Origin of the sequence: Photobacterium marinum (assembly GCF_000331515.1) — a bacterium.
GTDB lineage: Bacteria > Pseudomonadota > Gammaproteobacteria > Enterobacterales > Vibrionaceae > Photobacterium > Photobacterium marinum.
On record NZ_AMZO01000025.1, the window covers coordinates 121434 to 141303 of the forward strand.

A 19870-nucleotide genomic window follows, 5' to 3' on the forward strand; every position below is an offset into this window, starting at 1 on the left:
AGAAACTTAAAATTAAATCTTCTATTCAACTTCTTCTGATTCGATACCTACCAAACGAAAATAGCCATTTCTTGCTTCACCATCCGAAATTAATTCCGACAGCAAATCTGGCAATGTCATATCACTCCAGCGGACAACTTGTTCAATCGCATAAGCCATTGGCGAATGTGGCTCAGTTTTCTTAAAAAAAACGGCAATATTCTTTAGATTGTTTATTGCTTCCTGACGACTGTTTAACTGAAAGTTTATTGATGTTGTAACTGCCTCATCAGATACATTTATATCCGATTCATCAATCACAATTTCGACCGTTTCAACCTCATCAATACGATCTCCGGCCAGGTAATCAACTGCTTCTTTACAAGACTGTAGCCGCTTACTGATATGCGATGTTGGTAATGAAATCTCACAGACCTCATCCATTACCTGTACCAGCAGCTCATAAGATGCGACAGCCTGTTGAATATCCAATGCCAGCTGCTTATAGAAATCAGTACTTGATGCCTCAACAGCTGCTAACACATCAGCTAGTTCAATTCCTCCGGCATCCAGCCTCTGCTTTTTCTTATCATTTTCCAGACGGTCGATTTCCAACGCCTGCTCATATTCCCACAATGAGTAGGCATGCTCTCCATTATGTTCAGTAATTGGTATACAGGCTATAGGCATTAGTAATGTACCTTCACCTTCAAAGCCATTTAACCCAATCAATGGTGCAATTCGGGTTTCTATTCCATCTTCATCTGGTAAGGGGTATAAATATCCCCAAAACTCTTCAATTAATATTTTTGCAACCGTGAACCCACAGTTCAGGCCGGCAAAACCATAAGTTCTCGCAAGCGCTTCTATATACCAGGCTGTAAACTCTAGATCTTTACACTGTGTCGTTAATATATTCGGCACACTAGTTAGAATATCTTTCCACTTAGCGGAGTATGACAACAGAGGCTCATTTTCAACCAGTGCATTTCTCTCTGCTGCTCTTGCATTATTCCTGACATCCTTAAGGCTAAAATAAGGTGATGTTGGCGTGATATCATTACGGAGATCTTCTCCTGCCGGAAACTCATCAGATACAGGTTGTTTTAAAAGTTCAAGATTAATTAAATCATCCATAATAATGCACTTACACTCCATTATTCCCTACCACTCAACATTAATTATTTTTGATTAAATACCGGCACAGTATCATCATTATTAAATCTGATATTTTCGTTATTGATTATTAGTTTCTCTTGTTCCTGAACTAACATAACCGTTACGTTATCTGAGGCACCTTTTACTAGAGCGGAATGTATTAACGCTAAACCTGCATCTTTTAATTCATTTGCTTGCAAACAATGAGAAATATCTCTGGCTGGTAATTCTTTAGTTAAACCATCTGAACAAAGCAGAAAACGATCCCCGGGGTTTAACCGACCACTTATATGATCAATTTCAACTTGCTCACTAACCCCAACCGCCCTGGTGATAATATTTGCCATTGGGTGCTTTTCAACTTCATCGGCAGTAATATATCCCTTATCAACCATATCCATAACCTGACTGTGATCCCTTGTCAGTTGTATTAGTTTCTGATGCCGGTAAAGATAAATTCGGCTGTCACCTGCCCATAAGCAATGATATGTATTCCCCTGCAAAAACAGCAGAACAACAGTGGTTCCTATGGTTTCCCCCTTCAAGTGACAGCACGAATACTGATGTATTTTCCTGTTCGCTTTTTGCAAGCTGTGATGTAAGTGGCTTAAATCCAGAACATCAGATGACGTTTCCGAGATGGCTTGTTTAACAATATCCACCAGCATTTTACTGGCAACATCACCGGCTTTATGACCGCCCATTCCATCTGCAACTAACAATACGCCTGATTCAGGCATATCTAGACAAGCATCTTCATTATGCTGCCGAACTGTTCCCGGATGCGTCTGCGAGAAGATCTGATATTTACTATGATTGCTTTCTTTCAGCGCTACCATCCCCACTGCTCCCATTCACCATCTAGCATTGCTGCAAATTGACTGACCAAGGGCAGACCCTTTGTAACGAGGGTGCATGGCGTGATCCTTTCCGAACCGGACGTCCACCAAAAACAATAACGTTCAAAACAGTCTCTGTACGCTTTATGCAGTAATTGATCTGACGATACCTTTTGCTCCGCTGTAACTATCAGGTGTCCGCTATGAGTAGCATTTATCTTTAACGGTAATGATGCTTCCGTATCCGGCGAAAACCACTCAGCTGAGTTAATTGCCTCAACCCAATTATTTAAGTCTGTTCCGTCATCTAACAATTCCAGTACTTTCTGTTCAGACTCACTACTCCACTCTCTGTGACTCCAGAAACCAACTGGTGGCCCTTCAACCTCAGTGGCCAAAGTGAAATAAAAGTGCCGTCCGACCTGATCAATACTTGGCATTAAAGTTCCAATCACTGTTTTGTCACCGCAAACTCCCGGAGACAAAGCAAAATGCCACACAGGGCTTGTCAGATAACAGCCTAGCCATTCCTTTCCCAACTGTTCCTTACTGACTGCCATTACGGCCTGAAGCCACTCTCTCCAGCCATCAACAAAATCAGAGGACAAGTTATCCTGAATGAAGTCACCTCGCGCCGGAACTTTGCCAAAATAGCCAATAACAGGCTTTACAATATTTCCGGACATGAAAACCTCTCTATATCCCTGAGCCAGAAAGGATGGACAACACTGTTTGGTATCAATTTCAACTCAGTCCGATTTCCTTTCACTTCCAGTTTCAGCAAATGATCCTTGCGAGTTTTGGAACGAATCCGTGCTGCCTGATCCAACATTCGGAACAAGCCCCAATCTCCAGCAAACGTTTTTGTGATTGAATGTCCTGACTGCGGTGGTGTGAAAACCAACCTGACGTCAGACGAAGTGGTTTTATCTGGCCATGTAAAGTCAATAACTCTGGATGGACCGTGACGATACATCATTGACTGTCCACCAAGCTCAAACAAAATATTATTGATATGTTGATCGAGGTAATCAGCCCTGACACCAAACTCGACATATGGCACCTGACTTCCCTGAGCAAAAAACGCATCTCTGATTCGCCGGGCAGACTCAAACGTACGTAAGGCTCCTTCACTGACACCGACATTTTTAGTAAATCGCCATCTGCGCTTTGAGGTATCAACAAAAGGTTCCAGATATGACGCAAAGAATTTATCCATAATGCCGCCATGACCAAAGAATCGCCCGAAGTCTTTCAATTGCACATCATTTCTTGCCCACTGACTGAACGGGTATTTACCCTTTATTGAGCGCTGATACTCACTAACTACCTGCTCCTGCCAAAGTGTATTGATATGAACTTTGGATCCCTTTTTCGCCAGTTTAGAAGTTTGCTTTTCTAACTGACCGATCCACTGATTAAACGGTACCGGAATCGTACTTCGAACATGATCTAATATGTTATTTAAATTTCCCTGAGACTCTCGACCTAACAGGCTTTTGTAAGCCACTCGGTCTTTTTCACCACTATTTCTCATCTTGGCCAGATAGTTATAGAGGAGGACCATGGATTCATTCAGTGCTTTAAAATCAGCCTCATTGAGCTTAAGCAGTGAAGAGAATTGTTTTTCAACTACTTTACCTGGCAATTCGATATCCACCTTCGGCATCTCATTAGGGAGATAACGGGTTAGCCTTGTCTTTTTATGCTGCAAAGCTACGTTAGCCGCATTGGCAGCCACCTCACCAGCAGCTTTAGCATTCTTGCTCACTGGTAAGTTGGTAAGCCGCAATTGTTTTTGAAACGCCTTAATCAGTGTTTCAAGCGGCTGTTCTGTACCGGCGAGCACCTGAGCCTGGTACAATCCCTCTCTGGCATTACCGTAAGGCCTGAGTTTTAAATCAGCCAATAATTGTTGCCATTCATAGACATAGTCCCGGTAATATTTCTCCCGAACCGCTTTAGCGACCTGTTCACGATTAGTCTCTTCAATATCCAGATCATCTCCGTACACCCAGCTATCTTCCATCAGACGTTTAACAATTCGTTGATTCTCCAACTGAAATACGCTGTGAAAACCGTTATAGGTATACAGTCCTGGAATGCCGTCAGAGAGTGGTTTTCCACTGGTTCTCACGAAGACTTCTCTGCCCTCCGTCCCGAGAATGTCAGTTACTTTGAACTCCGGAATATGGCTATCTGCAAACTCAAGCTTCAGGCGCTGATAAGCGCGTTCTGCTAATGGCATCTCTGTTAGAACATCTCGGGCTGCAGTTACGGCATCTTGGTTTTCCCCAATACCTGTTACACCGCTACGCAATAAATTCTCGGTATGAGCCAGCAAAGATTGACGTAATTCTTCATTAACTTCCCCGGGAAATGAGCGCTCAAAATAGACAGAAAGCCAACTCATTACCTGCTCATATTCATAATGCTCCCTGTCAAAAAGCATCAGGTAAGTTTTCAGTGTCTCGTAAAGATATTCCAGATACCCCTGATTGAGTTGCATTTCATTTATCAACGCATCAGCCAGATAAGGTGCAAGAAACCCTTGCAGGCCCCTGTCGTACGCCGCATGTGCAGGCTGTCCAATCTTATCACCCTGATATAATCCAACCCGCTTTATGCCTTTAGAATCCAGCATTTGCCCGCTAAAACCGGCAGGCATATCTTTCAAGGCATCCAGCGCACGTACAAGCGTCACGACATCCGTTTCTGCTGTCAGCCCTTTACCCACTATCTCGTTGTAATCCTTGATTGAAGACGCCGTTTCACCCACCAGATATCGGTTCCAGAAATAGCTCTGGGCCCAGAGTGTTGCCATTGACAATGTTGCAATGGTGCAAGCCACTAAAACACTTCGCCTTAGCCAGACTTTCTGCTTTTGATGATGTAGGTTAACGGTTCCCAGATACTGTTCCTGGAAAATGACATCCTCAAACAAACGTTTGATGAAAAAACCTTTACTTTCAACGCTGTACTGCTTCAGCGGTACAGAGCCCAAGCCCATATCAGTGCATGTCTCAGTAATTACTCGATCTATGGGTAATCCTTGCTGGGTTGCGCTAACGATGTAAACGCCACGCAGCATCGGAGCCTCTTCAAAAGAGTTTGGTGTGAATATTTCTTTCAAAAAGTCATCTGTGGCAGCCTGAAGCGCACGTAATTGTCGTGGAAATTCATAGATCAGCGTTCGGTTATCAAGATCCCGAGTATTTTGCAGTCGTGTATTAACCCGCTTTAAAATTCTCTGCAGTAACTCATAGAATTCTTTATTGAACATCCCGACAACACCGCGCTCAGCATCTTCCGGTTGTTCAGGGAAGGTAATCCCCCAAACCTGTTCTCGCTGCTCAGGCGTTAGGTCAGCAAAATACTCACCAAATCCGGGAACGAGATCGGCTTTCGTCAATACAACATATACTGGAAAATGCATCCCTAACTGGTTTTTCAGTTCCTGGATACGCTGCTTGATTGCCCGGGCGTGGAGGTTTCTTTCTGTCTTCGTCTGAGTTAATAACGCAGACAGACTCACTGTTACAATGGCACCATTAATTGGACGCCTGACACGGTATTTTTTCAGCAATCCAAGGAAACCCAACCAAGCCCGTGCATCTTGCTCACTATGACTGTCCTGAGTTGTATAACGGCCTGCGGTATCAATCAGTACCGCTTTATTAGTAAACCACCAGTCACAATTGCGGGTTCCGCCAAGCCCTTCCAGTGGATCATTTCCTAACTTGTCCTTAAGAGGAAACTCCATTCCAGAATTAAATAAGGTCGTTGTTTTACCGGTTCCAGGAGGACCAATTAATATATACCAGGGCTGCTGATATACACTCTTACCCTTAATCAGCGTTGATTTACTCAGTACATCAAGCGCCTGAACGATTCGTGTGCGCAGCGTATCAATTTCACGCTGAGACGCCGCATCAATATTTTCTCCATCATTATTATCCAGCAAAGACTTTACGGCTTTCTCATCCTCTCGCTTACTTTTGGCCATACGAAACAAATTAATCAGCGCCCATACAAGAACCAAAGCTAATAAAACAGACAAGCGCGTAACAGTGCTGGAAAGTGGCTCACTACCAGCAATCGCTATCAACGGACCGCCAAACCAAATCAATAATGAAATTGCCAATAATCCGAGCAGGGATATTGCCCAGCGGGAACACAAGGCTTGTCCTATACGACGTAATCCTTTTTTGAACATTCTTCTGCCATCCCCTTATTTCGAATAAAGCAAATCAATTTCAACACGACGATTTTTCGCCCTGTTTTTCGCTGAATTATTAGGATTTCTTGGTTCTGAATCCCCCATACCTTCCGGCCACAATCGCCCATGCAACTGAGTCCCCAAAGCAATGGTATTAGCAACAGCGGTCGCCCTTGCCAGTGATAAATGCCAGTTAGATGGATATTTACTGGTGAAGATAGGTTGATCATCCGTGTGACCCGTTATCAGAATCCGTCCCTGTGTTGATTCAAGAGCCCGTGCTATTTTTGACAGAAGAGGAATCAGAGAACCTTTAACTTCTGCACTACCAGAAACAAAAAGCTCATTGCTGTTAATAACGATCCTGATTCGATCCGGAAGCTCTACAAACTCAATAGCTCCTTTTTCCACTTCACTTTGTAATAGTTGCTGTAAATACTTGGCCCCCGGATTTTCTTCCTCGGTACTATCTGTTTTCACCGCCTCCCAGCGAGCAACATCATTTATCTGATTAAAAACCTCATTTGAATAGGCATTAAGGTGATAACTAAAGCCCATATAAACCCCAAGCGTTAATGCGGAGAACACAGAAATAATTACCCAAACAGGGAAATCACTTTTGGGTTTAGCTCCGATAAGCACTCTGGCTTTCGTGTCAGGTGACAGTTCCGTTTGTGATTCGCCCCGCCTGGCTGTCAATTGCTGGAAAATTTGCTCACGATAAAATTCAAGACGGTCCATCCCTCGTTCTTCAACCCGCATTTTTCCGATAAAGCCAAGGGACAGACAGAGGTATTGCAATTCCAGTAGTTGCCAGTTCGTATGAGGATGAGATAGTGCGTTATCCAATAAGGTATAAAAGTATTCTCCACCCAGAGTTTCTGCGTGGAATGTTGATAACAAGCTTTCTGTTCCCCAACTGGATTGACCGCCCCACGCGGTATTCAGTACAGTTTCATCAATAAATGAACAGAGACAGTATCGAGCCGACTCGATCGATTCACCATCAACGGATTTTGCCCGCAAACGAATTTCATATTCGCGAACTTTTTCAATACAACTTTGCTTAAGGGCTGGAACATCGTGATGATCCGGTGTACTTCGGATTTGAGCGATAATCGATAATAAAACTCCGGCATCCTCCAATAACGGGTTATCCCCCAACGAAGGTAAACCAGCTAACCTCTCACCAGTTTTTATCTTATTTAAAACCACAGTATGATCGAACTCAGACGGCTGCTCCTTCTGTGGCTTCAACTCTGAATTGATACCACGAATTCCTGGCCTCGGTTTTAATAATGTTGCCTCTGTCATTACATCCAGCCCCTGAACAATGAACCTTTACTAATTGATTGCCCACAATTGCATGTCTAAATCCGGATATTGGCCGGAAAGATGCATTGCAATACCACCACTGGCGCTTAAGCGTTGCCAGTAATCATTACTTTTATCGAGCTGGAAGTAGTGATAGCCCGAGTGATAAGGAATCTGTCGAGGTGCTACCGGCAATCCTGCGACAGCAATTCCAGGTAACTGGTTATTAACTAAATCTCGAATATGTTCTACCGGGCCAATCTTGACCTGAGCAGGGAAACGACGTCGCAATTCTTCTGTTGGTAAATCAGCTTTAACGGCAATAACAAAAACAGCCCTTTCCAACAGAGCTTTATCAGCTACTGGCGCTACTCGAATACCAAATTTAGTTGCTTCGACAGGAAGCTGAACTGCAGTTTGCTCCAAAACTGAACTCATATACTGATTCAGAACAGTCATAATGCAGCCAAGCACTATTGCCAAATTATCGTGCAGATATACCGGCATTTCAGGCGGACGTTTCTTTTCAGCAATGAACGTGGACAGTTCCCCTGTAAAAGAAAACAGATAACGACACAGAACTTCTGGATGTAAACCATCACCCATTTCAAGATGAAGCAATAAAGGTTCGTAGCGATTTAACAACTGCAACATCAGGAAATCAGCAATAGAGCTGGCTGTACCCTGTCCCTGACTTAAACGATTAGCAATGGTATCTGCACGTAGTTTAACCATCCCCCTAAGTTCTGTAATGAACTGCTTGATCACAGGGCTGCGCTGAACATTAAGGCAGGGTGGAATAAATTTGTCATCAAGAATGACCTTGCCTTCATCTGTTAACTCAATAACCCGTGCTATTGGCACCGTGACATACCCCGATAGGCTATCACTCGATAGCTTCAACTCCGGTGATAATTGTGCCAACTGAAGAATTTCAGTTGACTCGCTTCCTACAACCGAATCTGAAACCTGATGATCGCAAAAATTATAACGAGTCACCTGTGAACTGCCCTGCTCACTTATATTTATTACGCCTTGCTTCTCTGCTGGAATCGCCAAATAAACCAACTGCTCACGAACACTTTTATCTAACTGCAATGGCTCAGGTAAAACTTCCCTAAACGGGCACACCACCACACTTCCATCAGGCATTAAAGCATTCATTTTTGCTATACCTACCTGGCCGTGATTCAGCAACACTTCATCCAACTTTAATTCACGAATTCCCCATGAATAAGTCGTCTGGTTAGCCATCTGATTCATTTCATATAAAAAAAAACGCTCTTGCTGCTGAAAATGTTGAGGACGTAAGAACATCCCTTCACTCCAAGCAACCCTGGAAAAATCACTCATATTATTTATCCCAATAATAAAAAATAAATGTCTAGTGACTTCGGCTGAAAACAGTTAATTCGCCAATAACCACATCAACGGTTTCATAGGCAGTTGGATCAATTTCAACGACTTCTCGCCACCGAGCATTCTCAATATCTCGATAAGCAACCAGAATTCCGGCATAACGGATACCGGGTGAAAGGCTCAATTCATGTTCAGACTCAGAACCGGGAGAAAACTCAAATTCATTTTGAACAATTAAATCTGGCCCTAAATATTTATTAGGCTCATCATACAAAGAGAAAAAATCCTGACTATCAAATAATGTTCTCGATGAAAGTTCAAAAACTTTAACCACAACCGGTGAAGCTCTACCACTTGAATCAGGATTAACATCTTCAGATACTTCAAATTTCAAACTTGTATATGCTGGCACTACATAATTAGCAACCGTACATCCTGTCAAAAATACTGAGAATATAAAAACAAGTAATAATGTCATTTGTTTCATCAGACTTTCTCCTGATTTAGTTCTCTTAAGTTCGCTTCATAAGCTTTTACAAAATCCTCCCAATAAAAAGCCTTTCCGGCACCACAAAGCTCTTCATTCATTCGTTGATATAATGCCTCATAGGTCGCCCAATTCGATTTGGATGTACTGATCCGATGCCAAAATTGTTTTTCCGGCGTTCTGTTTTTTATTGAACCTGGTGAAAGTAATTTCATTATCCCACTAACGGAACCTTCAACACCGGCCAACAGCGCCTTCTCATGCTTCTCAATATCAATAAAAGCCTCTTGGATTGCCTGCTCTGCCGATAAGAAACTGGTAGTATTCCGGTTAAATAAGTTGTGTACCGCGTCTTCAACATTGGCTGAGAACTTCAGAGGGTTATTTTCCTGACGCTTAAATAAAGTGTGGTTTAACCTATAATTCTGCTTAAATTCTGAGCGATGATGAAGCGTATCCATTACGCCTGACATAAGATAATTCATTGCACAGCCAAGCTCATACCACCACTGATGATCTGTTTTCGCCGGTACCATCCCAGAGCTGATCCCAAGCCCCTTTATGAAAGCCTCTAAGTCATCAGAGCTTGTCCTTTCAATAACTTCAGATTCTTCATTTAAAGACATATTACAAATATGCTGTTTTATCGGCTGTTCTTGTTCTAGTGATGGTGCTGTAATCGGTAATTCAGGAGAACCCGGAACCTCATTTTGATTGTCGTCAATATTCAGATAACTGCTCCAATCCTCAGGTACAGAATCAGTGTCAGAATGTTTTGATTCAACATTCAAATTCTCTGGTGCTATAAAACTGTCCTCAATGCTACCGGAAAAAACAGGTAACGCGGATTTAAATTCATTACTATTAGTAACAGTTGGTGTGTTACCTTCACTCGGTTTATTAAAAGAAGATATGGGAATCCCAAACCTAATATCATCACTATCTTCTTTTAATTTTTCAGCTGCACTCTTGAGAACTGATTCTTTAATGTTTAACTTTTTATCATCCAGAACAATATCACTTACTTCTACTTCATAGTCTCCCATCGACACAATATCGCCAACATTTATCTTATGCTTATTTTCTTTACCTAACGACTTCAAAGAGTGATTAATAAAAACCCCATTAGTTGACTGGTCTATAATATGAAACTCACCATCAACACATTCCAATTCGGAATGACAAGATGAAATAACTCTTTCTGGGTCTGGTAAATACCAATCGCACAACTCTGCGCGACCGATAGTGTATTTATTTTTATTCTCGTCAAATATAAAGATTTTCTTTGCTTCAAAATCAGACGTAAACCTGTGATAACTTACGACAGATAGTTTCAACTCCATATAGACCCCAACCACAATAAAGATTATTCAGAAAACCTGAATTGACAGAATAAAACCAAAAAAATAAGGCACTAAGAATTATTTTGGTTCGGATGATATTAAAAACCCCAAACACAAATAGCAATCATGCCAGTTCCCGGCTTTTGCATTATTCCACTCACTTCAAATATTGTGGTAAACAGCCTTACAAGTTTTGATGATGTTTTCGTAGCTTGCCGCATTATCAGGTAATACTCATGGGTCCACCAGAAGGTTACTGTTATTAAATGAAGACTAGAGTAATAACTAACTGGTGGGAGAAGTTACTGAAATGGCACACAATGAAGAACATAATGCCAAGAAAGCTAAAAATGTAGTGTCAAAAAACATACAGAGTGCTGATAATAACTCGCCTCAACCAAATCGCATTCAAGTTCATACCCGTTCAACATTGAGTATTGAAAAGCCAGATGAGTGTCAGTATAGGAACCGTTCGCTCATGCAAACAGGTCAAATTATCAAAGGACGTTATCAGATAGAGAAACTGATTGGTCACGGAGGTATGTGTGATGTCTACCAAGCCACCGATCTAGTGCTAAAGAAAGCAGGTGTTAAAGCTTCCTATGTCGCACTCAAGATTTTACAGAATGAACACCTCAATCAGCCGGGAGCAGCCAAAATTCTTATCAGAGAGGCAAAAAAAACACAACAGCTCAGTCACCCAAACATAATCCGCGTCTATGATTTCGGAGCCGATAAAACAGCTCATTATTTAGTGATGGAATGGCTTGATGGTGAAACACTTGAAGAAGTGATTAAGCGATCTCGACCAAACGGGCTCAACTACCCCAGCGCGATGAAACTGTTAAAGCAAATAATTTCCGCACTTCAATATGCTCATTGCCAAGGCATGGTGCATGCAGATCTTAAACCAAGCAATATAATGCTCAACCGGGATGGTGCCATTAAAATATTTGACTTTGGTGTATCAAAAGCACTCAACCTGAGTGCCGATATCTATTCGGCTGAAATCAAGGATGAAACAAACATCCTTTGTGGCTATACCCCGACTTATGCATCACCGGAAATGCTTAAAGGTGAAGAACCATCGGTTAAAGACGATATCTTTGCGTTTAGCTGTATTGCTTACGAACTGTTGTCGAGTAAACACCCTTTTAACCGTAAACCCGCTGATCTCGCTGAACGTTTGCAAGAAAAAGTTTTTAAGCCGGCCAATATCAGCAACAGTAAATGGCGAGTTCTTAAACAAGGGCTTGAATTTGAACCATCAAAACGCATTAGTAATTTTGACGACTTCACAAAGCAAATTAACACTCGTTACTGGCCACAACTGACAGCTGCGATCGCTTTTTGTGCTGTCGCAACTGCGACCGCATACGGTTTTCATCTTAAAAATACAAAAATTGAAAACCTGATAGCACAAATACAAAGCAGCAATAGTAACACGATAGATGACTCTCAATTTACTAACTTAACTCCAGAAGAACTGCTACATACAGTCAATACATTCCCTGAGAGCAAAACCTTATTAAAGGACGGCTTGCTAAGGAAACATCGGGGACAGATCATTGAAATATATGAACAGAAAATAAACACGATCCTTAATCAAAAAGAAAGACGTTACCCCGATTACTATGAAATAGAGAAAGAGTTAAACAAAATTCAGCAGTTCTATCCGGACTCATTATTGATTACCACGCTATCAACAGAAATAAGCAACAGCTGGCAAGCCACTGCCGATATGTTGTCGGAAAGAATTAATACTCTTTTAGAACAGGGAAACTATGCATCAGACAGTAAAGGCAATGACATTTATCAGCTTATAGCGGATCTCGGTACGGTTAAAAAAGACTATGCCTTCACTCCTTCAGCAATGGCTGAGTCAACATTTACCAAACAATATAACAAAACTTCTGATAACCGGGATCTCATCGGATTGTCTGAAATAATACGAGCCGGAAATATAATGTTTCCTCAACACTCAGAGCTTCTGACTTCAGCCGTTGAGCTAAAAGACGCTATACAACAAATAGACACCTACTATGAACAGAAAAAGCAGGGGCAAAATCCTCAGTACCCCTATAAAGCGGCTGACTTATTCTATGAAAATCAATTTGACAACCTGAAGGCGCGACTTCGTAAAGTTAGAACAGTTAACCAGCTAGACAAACTCAATGGCGACGTTAACAAACAAGCTGAAACGTTGCCGGAAGACTTTTCTCCCCTTATACAAATTCGTCTTGCGATGGCGACACGCTACCTGGAGTTTTCGGATCAATTCCTTCAGGCGAAGCGAGAAAGGACCGCGAGTTCAGTAATGAAAAAAGCTAACAGCTTGTTCGCCAAAGTTGAACAAGCCAGAAGCCGCTCATCAAGCTAATAGCGAGCTTATGGTTAGCCTATATGGTATGTCTAGCATAAAAAAACCCGGCATTTGCCGGGTTTTGAGATTCTTATTTCAGCTTACTGCTGTGGCTTAGAGCTGATTTCTTGCTTCTTCAGGTCTTTAACGCTCTTACTTACTTCGCGGCGCTCTTTAGAAAGCTCTGCACTGATGATGATGTGATCGTCTACACGATCTTCGTAGTCAGTCTTCATGTTTTCGATGATTTCTACGATCTGATCGTGGCTCATGTCTGCTTTGATATAATCAAGCAGGTTTTCCAGTAGCTCAACACGCTTACGGTTATCGCGAACTTTACGATCATTGTCCAGGATTTCACGCTTTAGCTTGTTCTTACGTCGTGTCTGGCGTACCAGCTCTAGGATAGTGTTCATTTTTTGTCCTTCTATGAATCAACAAAACCTAACTGGGTTCGTTATATCAGAAAGTTATGTTGTTACTCAAGTCACATTACGGGCAAGAAACAATTATCAACGATTCTTTGATTTGATACAGCAAAAAGTAATGTAACGAGCTTTTAAAGCTTATTAGTACAATTAAAAGTTAACTTTGTCTCACATATAATAAAAACTGCTTTTAATTCATTTGTATAGAGTTCACGAAATCCATGCTCTAAAAGTAGAATCCGTGTGAAATCATCCACAAATTTCTTAGCTTTGTGTTTGCAAAAAGGGTCATAGTGCCTACTCTTTAGTCAGTCCAGTAGTGTTTGGCAATGATGCAACAAAGTGAACAAAGTACTTCTTCACCGGCCCTTGCTCAAAGGATGTTGTTTTGAAGGAAGCTGTTTCATTTGTCACCAAAGTTAAATAGTTATTGGCGTTTATGTTGATGTGGAATTTCAGGAGACAGTATGTCTAAAGCAACAGGTACCGTTAAGTGGTTCAATGAAGAAAAGGGTTTCGGTTTTATCACTCAAGATAACGGCGGTGCCGACGTATTCGTACATTTCCGAGCTATTGCTGGCGACGGTTTCAAGACGCTATCAGAAGGTCAGAAAGTACAGTTTGATACCGAGCAAGGTCCAAAAGGGCTACAAGCAGCTAATGTAGAAAAAGTGTAAGTCACTGCCATTAGACTGTAAGCATAAAGGGCCGAAATGGCCCTTTTTCTTTTCATACAAAATCTTTATAAAATTTTATTTTTTCAGCAAAAACCTTTGATTTCATCACTAACCCGTTGTTAATAACAAAGATTGTTCTTCAGCCAACTGCCACAAAACTCACATTTTTCGACATAAATAGCTAAAAAGTCTCATATTTGCTTGCTCTACTCTCCCCCTTGTGGCCTAATAGTCCCCGGCCTGTAATGCAGTCCTATTTATGCTACAAATTGTAAGAGAAAACTTCGTTACACCACTTTGCAAAGTGTTGATGTCCTGAAGAGCTTCAATTCTTTTGTCCATAAGTAATTCATTATCATGGCTTAAGTACGCTTTTGCGTTAGATTTATTAAATTCAGGAGACATTACATGTCTAAAGCAACTGGTATCGTTAAGTGGTTTAACGACGAGAAAGGTTTTGGTTTCATCACTCAGGACAACGGCGGCGCTGACGTATTCGTTCACTTCCGTGCTATCGCTGGTGACGGCTTCAAATCTCTAGCTGAAGGCCAGAAAGTATCTTTCGACATCGAAGATGGTCAGAAAGGTCCTCAAGCTGCTAACGTTGAAAAAATCTAATTTAGATTTTTAACGTAAGAATTTTTAAGAGCGTCTTCGGACGCTCTTTTTGATTCTACCCCCTACTCATTCTCACCATCATCATCCAAAAAATAGTAAGCTGGCAGTGTTTCCAGCCGTGTATCATCTACCGGCCCTCCCATTGTAAAATGGTACAAACTTTGGAATTGGTGCCCGCTCAGGCCAAATACCTGATGAACCGGATCATCAAAAAAACACCCAATCCCTGTAGCGCGAATGCCTTTGGCTTCAGCTTCCAAGTACAGCATCTGTCCTATCATGCCAGTTTCCCAAAACAAACGCCGATACCACCACACACCCAGTTTCCTGATCGGTTGCTCAAAATCCGCCAACATTGCACAACTAAACACACCATCACTGGCAATATCCTGATGGCAGCTCAAAATTCTGACAGCATCTTGAGTGTCTCCCTGAAACAATTGATACAACGGTAAAGATTGTGGGCAATCAGTCGGCTTACGCCAGATGAACTCATCTTTCATTAGCTCTTTCAGTATTTTTAGCTTTTTGATGTCTCTCAGCAAGAGATACAAACCGGGAGACAAGCCGTCAACACGATGAACGAACAACCCCAAATGTACCCGTGACGGCCACTCGATAACTGAAAACAACCTTGGATTTTGTACTGTCTGCACTCGCGACAGGATTTGATAGAAAGACGCTTTACTGATCTTCGTTTTACCATCCATATCAACAGCACTACGCCGCTGACGAACAACCTTACCGACAGACCCTGCGCTCTGACTCTTTGACAGGTTTAACGGCAACACTCCATGCAATATTTCCTCCGTAGTATTGTGATGATTACAATAAACGGAGCTGATTGTCGTTTCAGGCTTACGACAAACCTTTGTGACTTTTTCTATCCATGACCATGGCTGATGACTCTGGCTAAGCCGCTCAGCCCTACCTTGCCACTCTGCCCCCACAATCACCTTAAGAACCTCAGGGGCTGGTTTCCAGTTTATATTTACTTTTGCATCAACCGGTGTAATAGCGACAAGTAAATCAGCCTCATCCCGCTCTTGGCTGCAGGGGTAATCTTCGTCACGATTTAACCCTGTTAGCCTGGCCAGATCATCATCAGATACCCCCTCTATCAGGGTCGCTTTCCATCCCATCATACCGGCAGCAATAGTCATGGCAGCCAATGCATGTCCGCAGTCATGCTGACAATATCGAAAGGCTCTTTCGCCATACTTCCATGATTCTCGCCAATGTATAGAACTTAATGCTACAAGAAAGCTTCCCTGAGGAAGCAAGCCATCTGAAGTCAGATCCTGAATTAAATCTTGCCAGCTTGTTTCGGGTAGTGTTGCCCGACAGACCAAGTTATGCCTTAGCGAAAAATAATGATAAACCCCCGGCTGCTCTGATAGATCAGGTATGGTACCAGCCAGTAAATAACACTCGGTGGGATGCAGATTGCCACTCGATGGATTCACCCTAAGTGACCAACGATTTCCCTTGAAATTTTTCCAGGCTGACAATGACAACGAGTAATAGAAAAAATCCGAAAGAGTTTCCCGATTTAAAGGCTTAGTTACGACGTCACCACCGCTAAAGAAACTCTCGTAATCGGGTGTCACCTTACTATCTTCAGGCAATGGTAAAACAAGTTGCGGCGCCCCTAGATAATAACGAAATGGACATGGCTGACTTACCCAGTCAAGATAGCCCAAAGAGCGGGCATAGCGATTGAATTCATGTTTAGTGCGATCATGATACTCAAAAACCACAGCCACACTATTACTAGGCTCATGTTTGTTAGACTCGTTTTCAACAGGCATCAGAATTTCCCGAAATACGGTTTTCAGCTACCAACTTGTTAAGTCTGGATAGGATATTATCTCTGCCCGTTATCGGTAATTCACAGGCTGAGTCCTGACAAAAACAAAGCACAGGCTCATTACCCGAAAAAGAAAGCTTAAAAGATGCAGGAACAGCGGTATTTTTACCACCTTGCACTCTGTCTTTATCATTAACAGCTAACCAAAGGGTATTTGGCAGATATTTACCTTTAAGAGGACGGAGAATATCTTCGGCTACTCCAGCCCCTGAAAACAGCAGGTGCTGACCGGGGCTATTCATCAGATCCACAGCGGTCAGCAACAAAGTGTACCCTGCCGGATAACGATTCAACTGAGGAGCAAAAGCAGCAATCAGTTTATTAAACTTCGTCTGCCATCGACTTTCACCCGTGAGACGATACAAAAAAGCCAGATTTCGGGCCATGACCGCATTCCCCGAAGGAATCGCGCCGTCATAAATTTCTTTTGCCCGAACAGCAAGATCTGTATTTGCTTCAGTAAAGTAAAAACCGTGATTGTCGCTATCCCAAAATTTATCAACAGCCATTTCAGTCCAATTTAAAGCCTGCTGCAGATAGTCATTATTCAGGGTAGCCTGGTGCAGCTCTAAAGCCGCCCAAATCAGACTGGCGTAATCATCAAGATGCGCCGGTAATCCTGCATTACCATTCCGGTATCGCTTCATCAAGTGGCTATTCTCATCCACCAAATTCAGCCGGATAAACTCAAACGCCTTTCGCGCCATTTCCAGACAATCGCTACTGTCGATTAATAACGAGCAACGCGCAAGAGCAGCAATTGTCAGTCCGTTCCAATCCGACAACACCTTATCATCTAACAGAGGGTGTTCCCGTCTTTCACGATGTTGATAGAGTTTCTGCCGAATAAGCTGCCACTGATTGCGCCAACATTCCGGTGTTGCTTTATCGTGATCGACTTTACCCTTTTTATCAGCGCTCACTAATGGATGCATAGAAAGGTGCAATATATTTGCGCCCGTCATCCTACCGCTGACTTCATCAACATAATTCCCCTGCGGGAAAATACAGTAATGTTGTTCAAGCCAAGTCAGCTCACTCTCCTCCAGCACAGCCTTGAGTTCTTCGTATCGCCAGATATAAAACTTGCCTTCCTCTCCTTCACTGTCAGCATCTTCTGCACTGAAAAATCCACCGTCAGGGTGAAGCATGCGAGATTTAAGGTATTCAACAACTTCCTCTGCTGTTTGTTTGTAAAACTCATTACCTGTCGCAGCGTAAGCTTCACTATAAGCCATCAATAACAAAGACTGATCGTAGAGCATCTTTTCAAAATGAGGCACTAGCCAGCAGTTGTCGGTACTGTAACGATGAAACCCGTAACCGATATGGTCAAAAAGCCCGCCCAATCGCATCGCCTGAAGCGATTCTTCTACCATCGAAAGCGCCTGACGCTGTCCCGTCCGATACCAGTAACGAAGCAGGAAAAAATATTGATGCGGGAGCGGGAACTTAGGTGCATCACCAAACCCTCCATGCTCAGGATCAAAAGTTTGCTCAAACCACAGATACGCCTGATGCTCAATATTTTCATCCAGCACACCTGCCGCAGAAACTCCGCTTAATGCCTGAAGCTGTTTATTGAGCTGAATTGCTCCATTAAGCAATACGTCTCGTTGCTTCTGCCATGCCAGGGCTATAGTCGGGATCAGCTCCATCATTCCAGGACGACCATACTGACCTTGCTTAGGTAGATATGTTGTGGCGTAAAAAACCTGCCCCTCCGGTGTCAGGACACAATTCAGCGGCCACCCTCCGCCCCCAGTCATAGATTGACAAGCTGCCATATGAAGTTGATCGATATCCGGCCTCTCTTCCCTGTCGACCTTAATTGCAACAAAATCCCGATTAAGTAAGGCTGCCACTTCCGTGTCTTCAAATGACTCCCGTTCCATCACATGGCACCAATGACAGGTCGCATAGCCTATCGAAAGAAAGATCGGCTTATCTTCGCTCTTCGCTTTCTCAAAAGCTTCATCACTCCAGGGATACCAATCGACAGGATTAGCCGCATGTTGCAGTAGATATGGACTTTGTTCAAACACCAACCGATTCCAATATCCCCCACCATCAGGCGGTAGTTTTTTTAACTCATCTTCACTGGGGATTTCGGGGTGATGCTCAGCCATAAGAAGTTACCTACTGGAAGGAAAAAGGAGAGCAAGGCTTTATGAACAAAAGTCTAGGCATAATGCCCCAAACTGTCGAATAAGCCACTTTTATCAAATCTAAGTTACTAATTTTGTTGATAAAGCGCTTTCCATCCCACTCTTGGCATGCAAAAAATCACTCTCATCACAATTCACTTATTTATCAATACCTTCCTATTGATAACAGGAATATCATCCACTCAGCTTCATATACAACAAAACACTGGAAAAAAGACCATGAAAAAAATTTTAATTGCCATACTGGGTCTGAGCCTGTCGGCTACAGCATCTGCCGCTGTTTGTCACCAACACCTTGAACAGGGTACGCCGAGTGAAAGCGATCAAATCCTTTGCCGAGATGGCTATGCGGCCGGATATAACTACCAGAATAAAGTTTCCGACTGGGTGGCTTATCACATCACCAAAGAGAGCGTAAATGCTTTTTATGAACGCTCGAATAGCTTCCGCTCCGATAAAGATGTACCTTCGTCCTTCCGCGTAACCAGCAGCGATTATTCCAAAACAGGCTATGACAGAGGCCACCTGGCCCCTTCCGGCACAATGGATTTCACCCAACAATCGATGCAACAAAGTTTTCTGATGACCAACATGGCACCGCAGTTACCTGGCTTTAACCGCGGCGGCTGGAAAGCACTTGAAGAGAAAGTCCGTGAATGGGCTAACACCTATAACGAACTATACGTTGTATCAGGCCCGATTTGGGATGGTAACGAAACTTATATCGGTAATGGTGTTTATATCCCGAGCCGCTTCTACAAAGTGATTCTTGACCCAGCCTACAATGAAGCTATTGCCTTCATTGTTCCTCACCGCAAAGTATCCGCTAGTGAACTAGCTTCGTTCATTGTCACCGTTGATCAAGTTGAAGAGCTTACTAACCTAGACTTCTTCAGTGAGCTGCCTGATGACGTTGAAGAGGAAGCAGAAAATGCAGAATGGGATATGTGGTAAAATTCACTTATCTCAGGACGGGACACCCCAAATAATTAAAGCGGTCGCTGTCAGCGACCGCTTTTATTATAAACTATGTCCCGTCCTGAGATAAG

General features: G+C 42.7%; 15 protein-coding genes. 4 read left to right on the top strand and 11 right to left on the bottom strand.

The features are described from left to right. Positions 1-21 precede the first annotated feature (21 nt). The 8 genes from tssA to tagH are packed head-to-tail and all read right to left on the bottom strand — an operon-like array spanning position 22 to position 10698. Positions 22-1116 carry a type VI secretion system protein TssA gene (gene tssA / locus C942_RS16965; protein ID WP_007467958.1) on the bottom strand — a complete coding sequence of 365 codons (1095 nt, stop codon included), beginning with the start codon at positions 1114-1116 and terminating at the stop codon, positions 22-24. Between the two features lie 44 nt (positions 1117-1160). Continuing rightward, on the bottom strand, positions 1161-1976 hold the full coding sequence (locus tag C942_RS16970; protein WP_007467959.1) for a PP2C family protein-serine/threonine phosphatase: 816 nt from the start codon (positions 1974-1976) through the stop codon (positions 1161-1163). Next, positions 1970-2662 (bottom strand): type VI secretion system-associated protein TagF, encoded by a 693-nt coding sequence (gene tagF, locus C942_RS16975; RefSeq protein WP_007467961.1) that lies wholly within the window; start codon positions 2660-2662, stop codon positions 1970-1972. The genes C942_RS16970 and tagF overlap by 7 nt, the downstream gene beginning before the upstream one ends. Continuing rightward, positions 2644-6192 (bottom strand): type VI secretion system membrane subunit TssM, encoded by a 3549-nt coding sequence (tssM, locus tag C942_RS16980; protein WP_007467964.1) that lies wholly within the window; start codon positions 6190-6192, stop codon positions 2644-2646. Before tssM ends, tagF begins: the two co-directional genes overlap by 19 nt. 15 nt (positions 6193-6207) lie before the next feature. Then, positions 6208-7509, bottom strand: a complete 1302-nt coding sequence (gene tssL, locus C942_RS16985) for a type VI secretion system protein TssL, long form (protein WP_007467966.1) — start codon at positions 7507-7509, stop codon at positions 6208-6210. A 30-nt stretch (positions 7510-7539) separates the two neighbouring features. Beyond that, complete coding sequence (tssK, locus tag C942_RS16990) at positions 7540-8862, bottom strand: type VI secretion system baseplate subunit TssK (protein ID WP_007467968.1); 1323 nt, start codon at positions 8860-8862, stop codon at positions 7540-7542. Between the two features lie 31 nt (positions 8863-8893). Next, the gene (tssJ, locus tag C942_RS16995; protein WP_007467969.1) at positions 8894-9355 is read right to left on the bottom strand and encodes a type VI secretion system lipoprotein TssJ; all 462 of its coding nucleotides are present in this window, start codon (positions 9353-9355) and stop codon (positions 8894-8896) included. Next, positions 9355-10698: a type VI secretion system-associated FHA domain protein TagH gene (gene tagH, locus C942_RS24440; protein WP_007467971.1), complete on the bottom strand. Its 1344-nt coding sequence runs from the start codon at positions 10696-10698 to the stop codon at positions 9355-9357. The genes tssJ and tagH overlap by 1 nt, the downstream gene beginning before the upstream one ends. 310 nt (positions 10699-11008) lie before the next feature. Between tagH and C942_RS17005 the strand changes: the two genes are divergently transcribed. Next, complete coding sequence (locus C942_RS17005; protein WP_051035851.1) at positions 11009-13078, top strand: serine/threonine-protein kinase; 2070 nt, start codon at positions 11009-11011, stop codon at positions 13076-13078. A gap of 83 nt (positions 13079-13161) precedes the next feature. Here the strand turns inward: C942_RS17005 and C942_RS17010 are convergent, their stop codons facing one another. After that, entirely contained in the window at positions 13162-13476 is a 315-nt protein-coding gene (locus C942_RS17010; RefSeq protein ID WP_007467976.1) for a DUF496 family protein, read from the bottom strand. A 479-nt stretch (positions 13477-13955) separates the two neighbouring features. Here C942_RS17010 and cspE (C942_RS17015) point away from each other — a divergent pair, with 479 nt between their 5' ends. After that, positions 13956-14165, top strand: coding sequence for a transcription antiterminator/RNA stability regulator CspE (gene cspE, locus C942_RS17015; RefSeq protein ID WP_007467980.1), 210 nt, complete (start codon positions 13956-13958; stop codon positions 14163-14165). A gap of 408 nt (positions 14166-14573) precedes the next feature. Next, positions 14574-14783 carry a transcription antiterminator/RNA stability regulator CspE gene (gene cspE, locus C942_RS17020; RefSeq protein ID WP_007467982.1) on the top strand — a complete coding sequence of 70 codons (210 nt, stop codon included), beginning with the start codon at positions 14574-14576 and terminating at the stop codon, positions 14781-14783. Positions 14784-14845: 62 nt separating this feature from the next. Here cspE (C942_RS17020) and C942_RS17025 read toward each other — a convergent pair whose 3' ends face one another. Together C942_RS17025 and C942_RS17030 are read right to left on the bottom strand one after the other, a co-directional pair. Continuing rightward, positions 14846-16594 (bottom strand): SagB/ThcOx family dehydrogenase, encoded by a 1749-nt coding sequence (locus tag C942_RS17025; protein WP_007467985.1) that lies wholly within the window; start codon positions 16592-16594, stop codon positions 14846-14848. Then, the gene (locus C942_RS17030; protein WP_007467987.1) at positions 16584-18782 is read right to left on the bottom strand and encodes a thioredoxin domain-containing protein; all 2199 of its coding nucleotides are present in this window, start codon (positions 18780-18782) and stop codon (positions 16584-16586) included. Before C942_RS17030 ends, C942_RS17025 begins: the two co-directional genes overlap by 11 nt. Positions 18783-19040: 258 nt before the next feature. Between C942_RS17030 and C942_RS17035 the strand changes: the two genes are divergently transcribed. Then, entirely contained in the window at positions 19041-19775 is a 735-nt protein-coding gene (locus C942_RS17035; protein ID WP_007467989.1) for a DNA/RNA non-specific endonuclease, read from the top strand. Positions 19776-19870 lie beyond the last annotated feature (95 nt).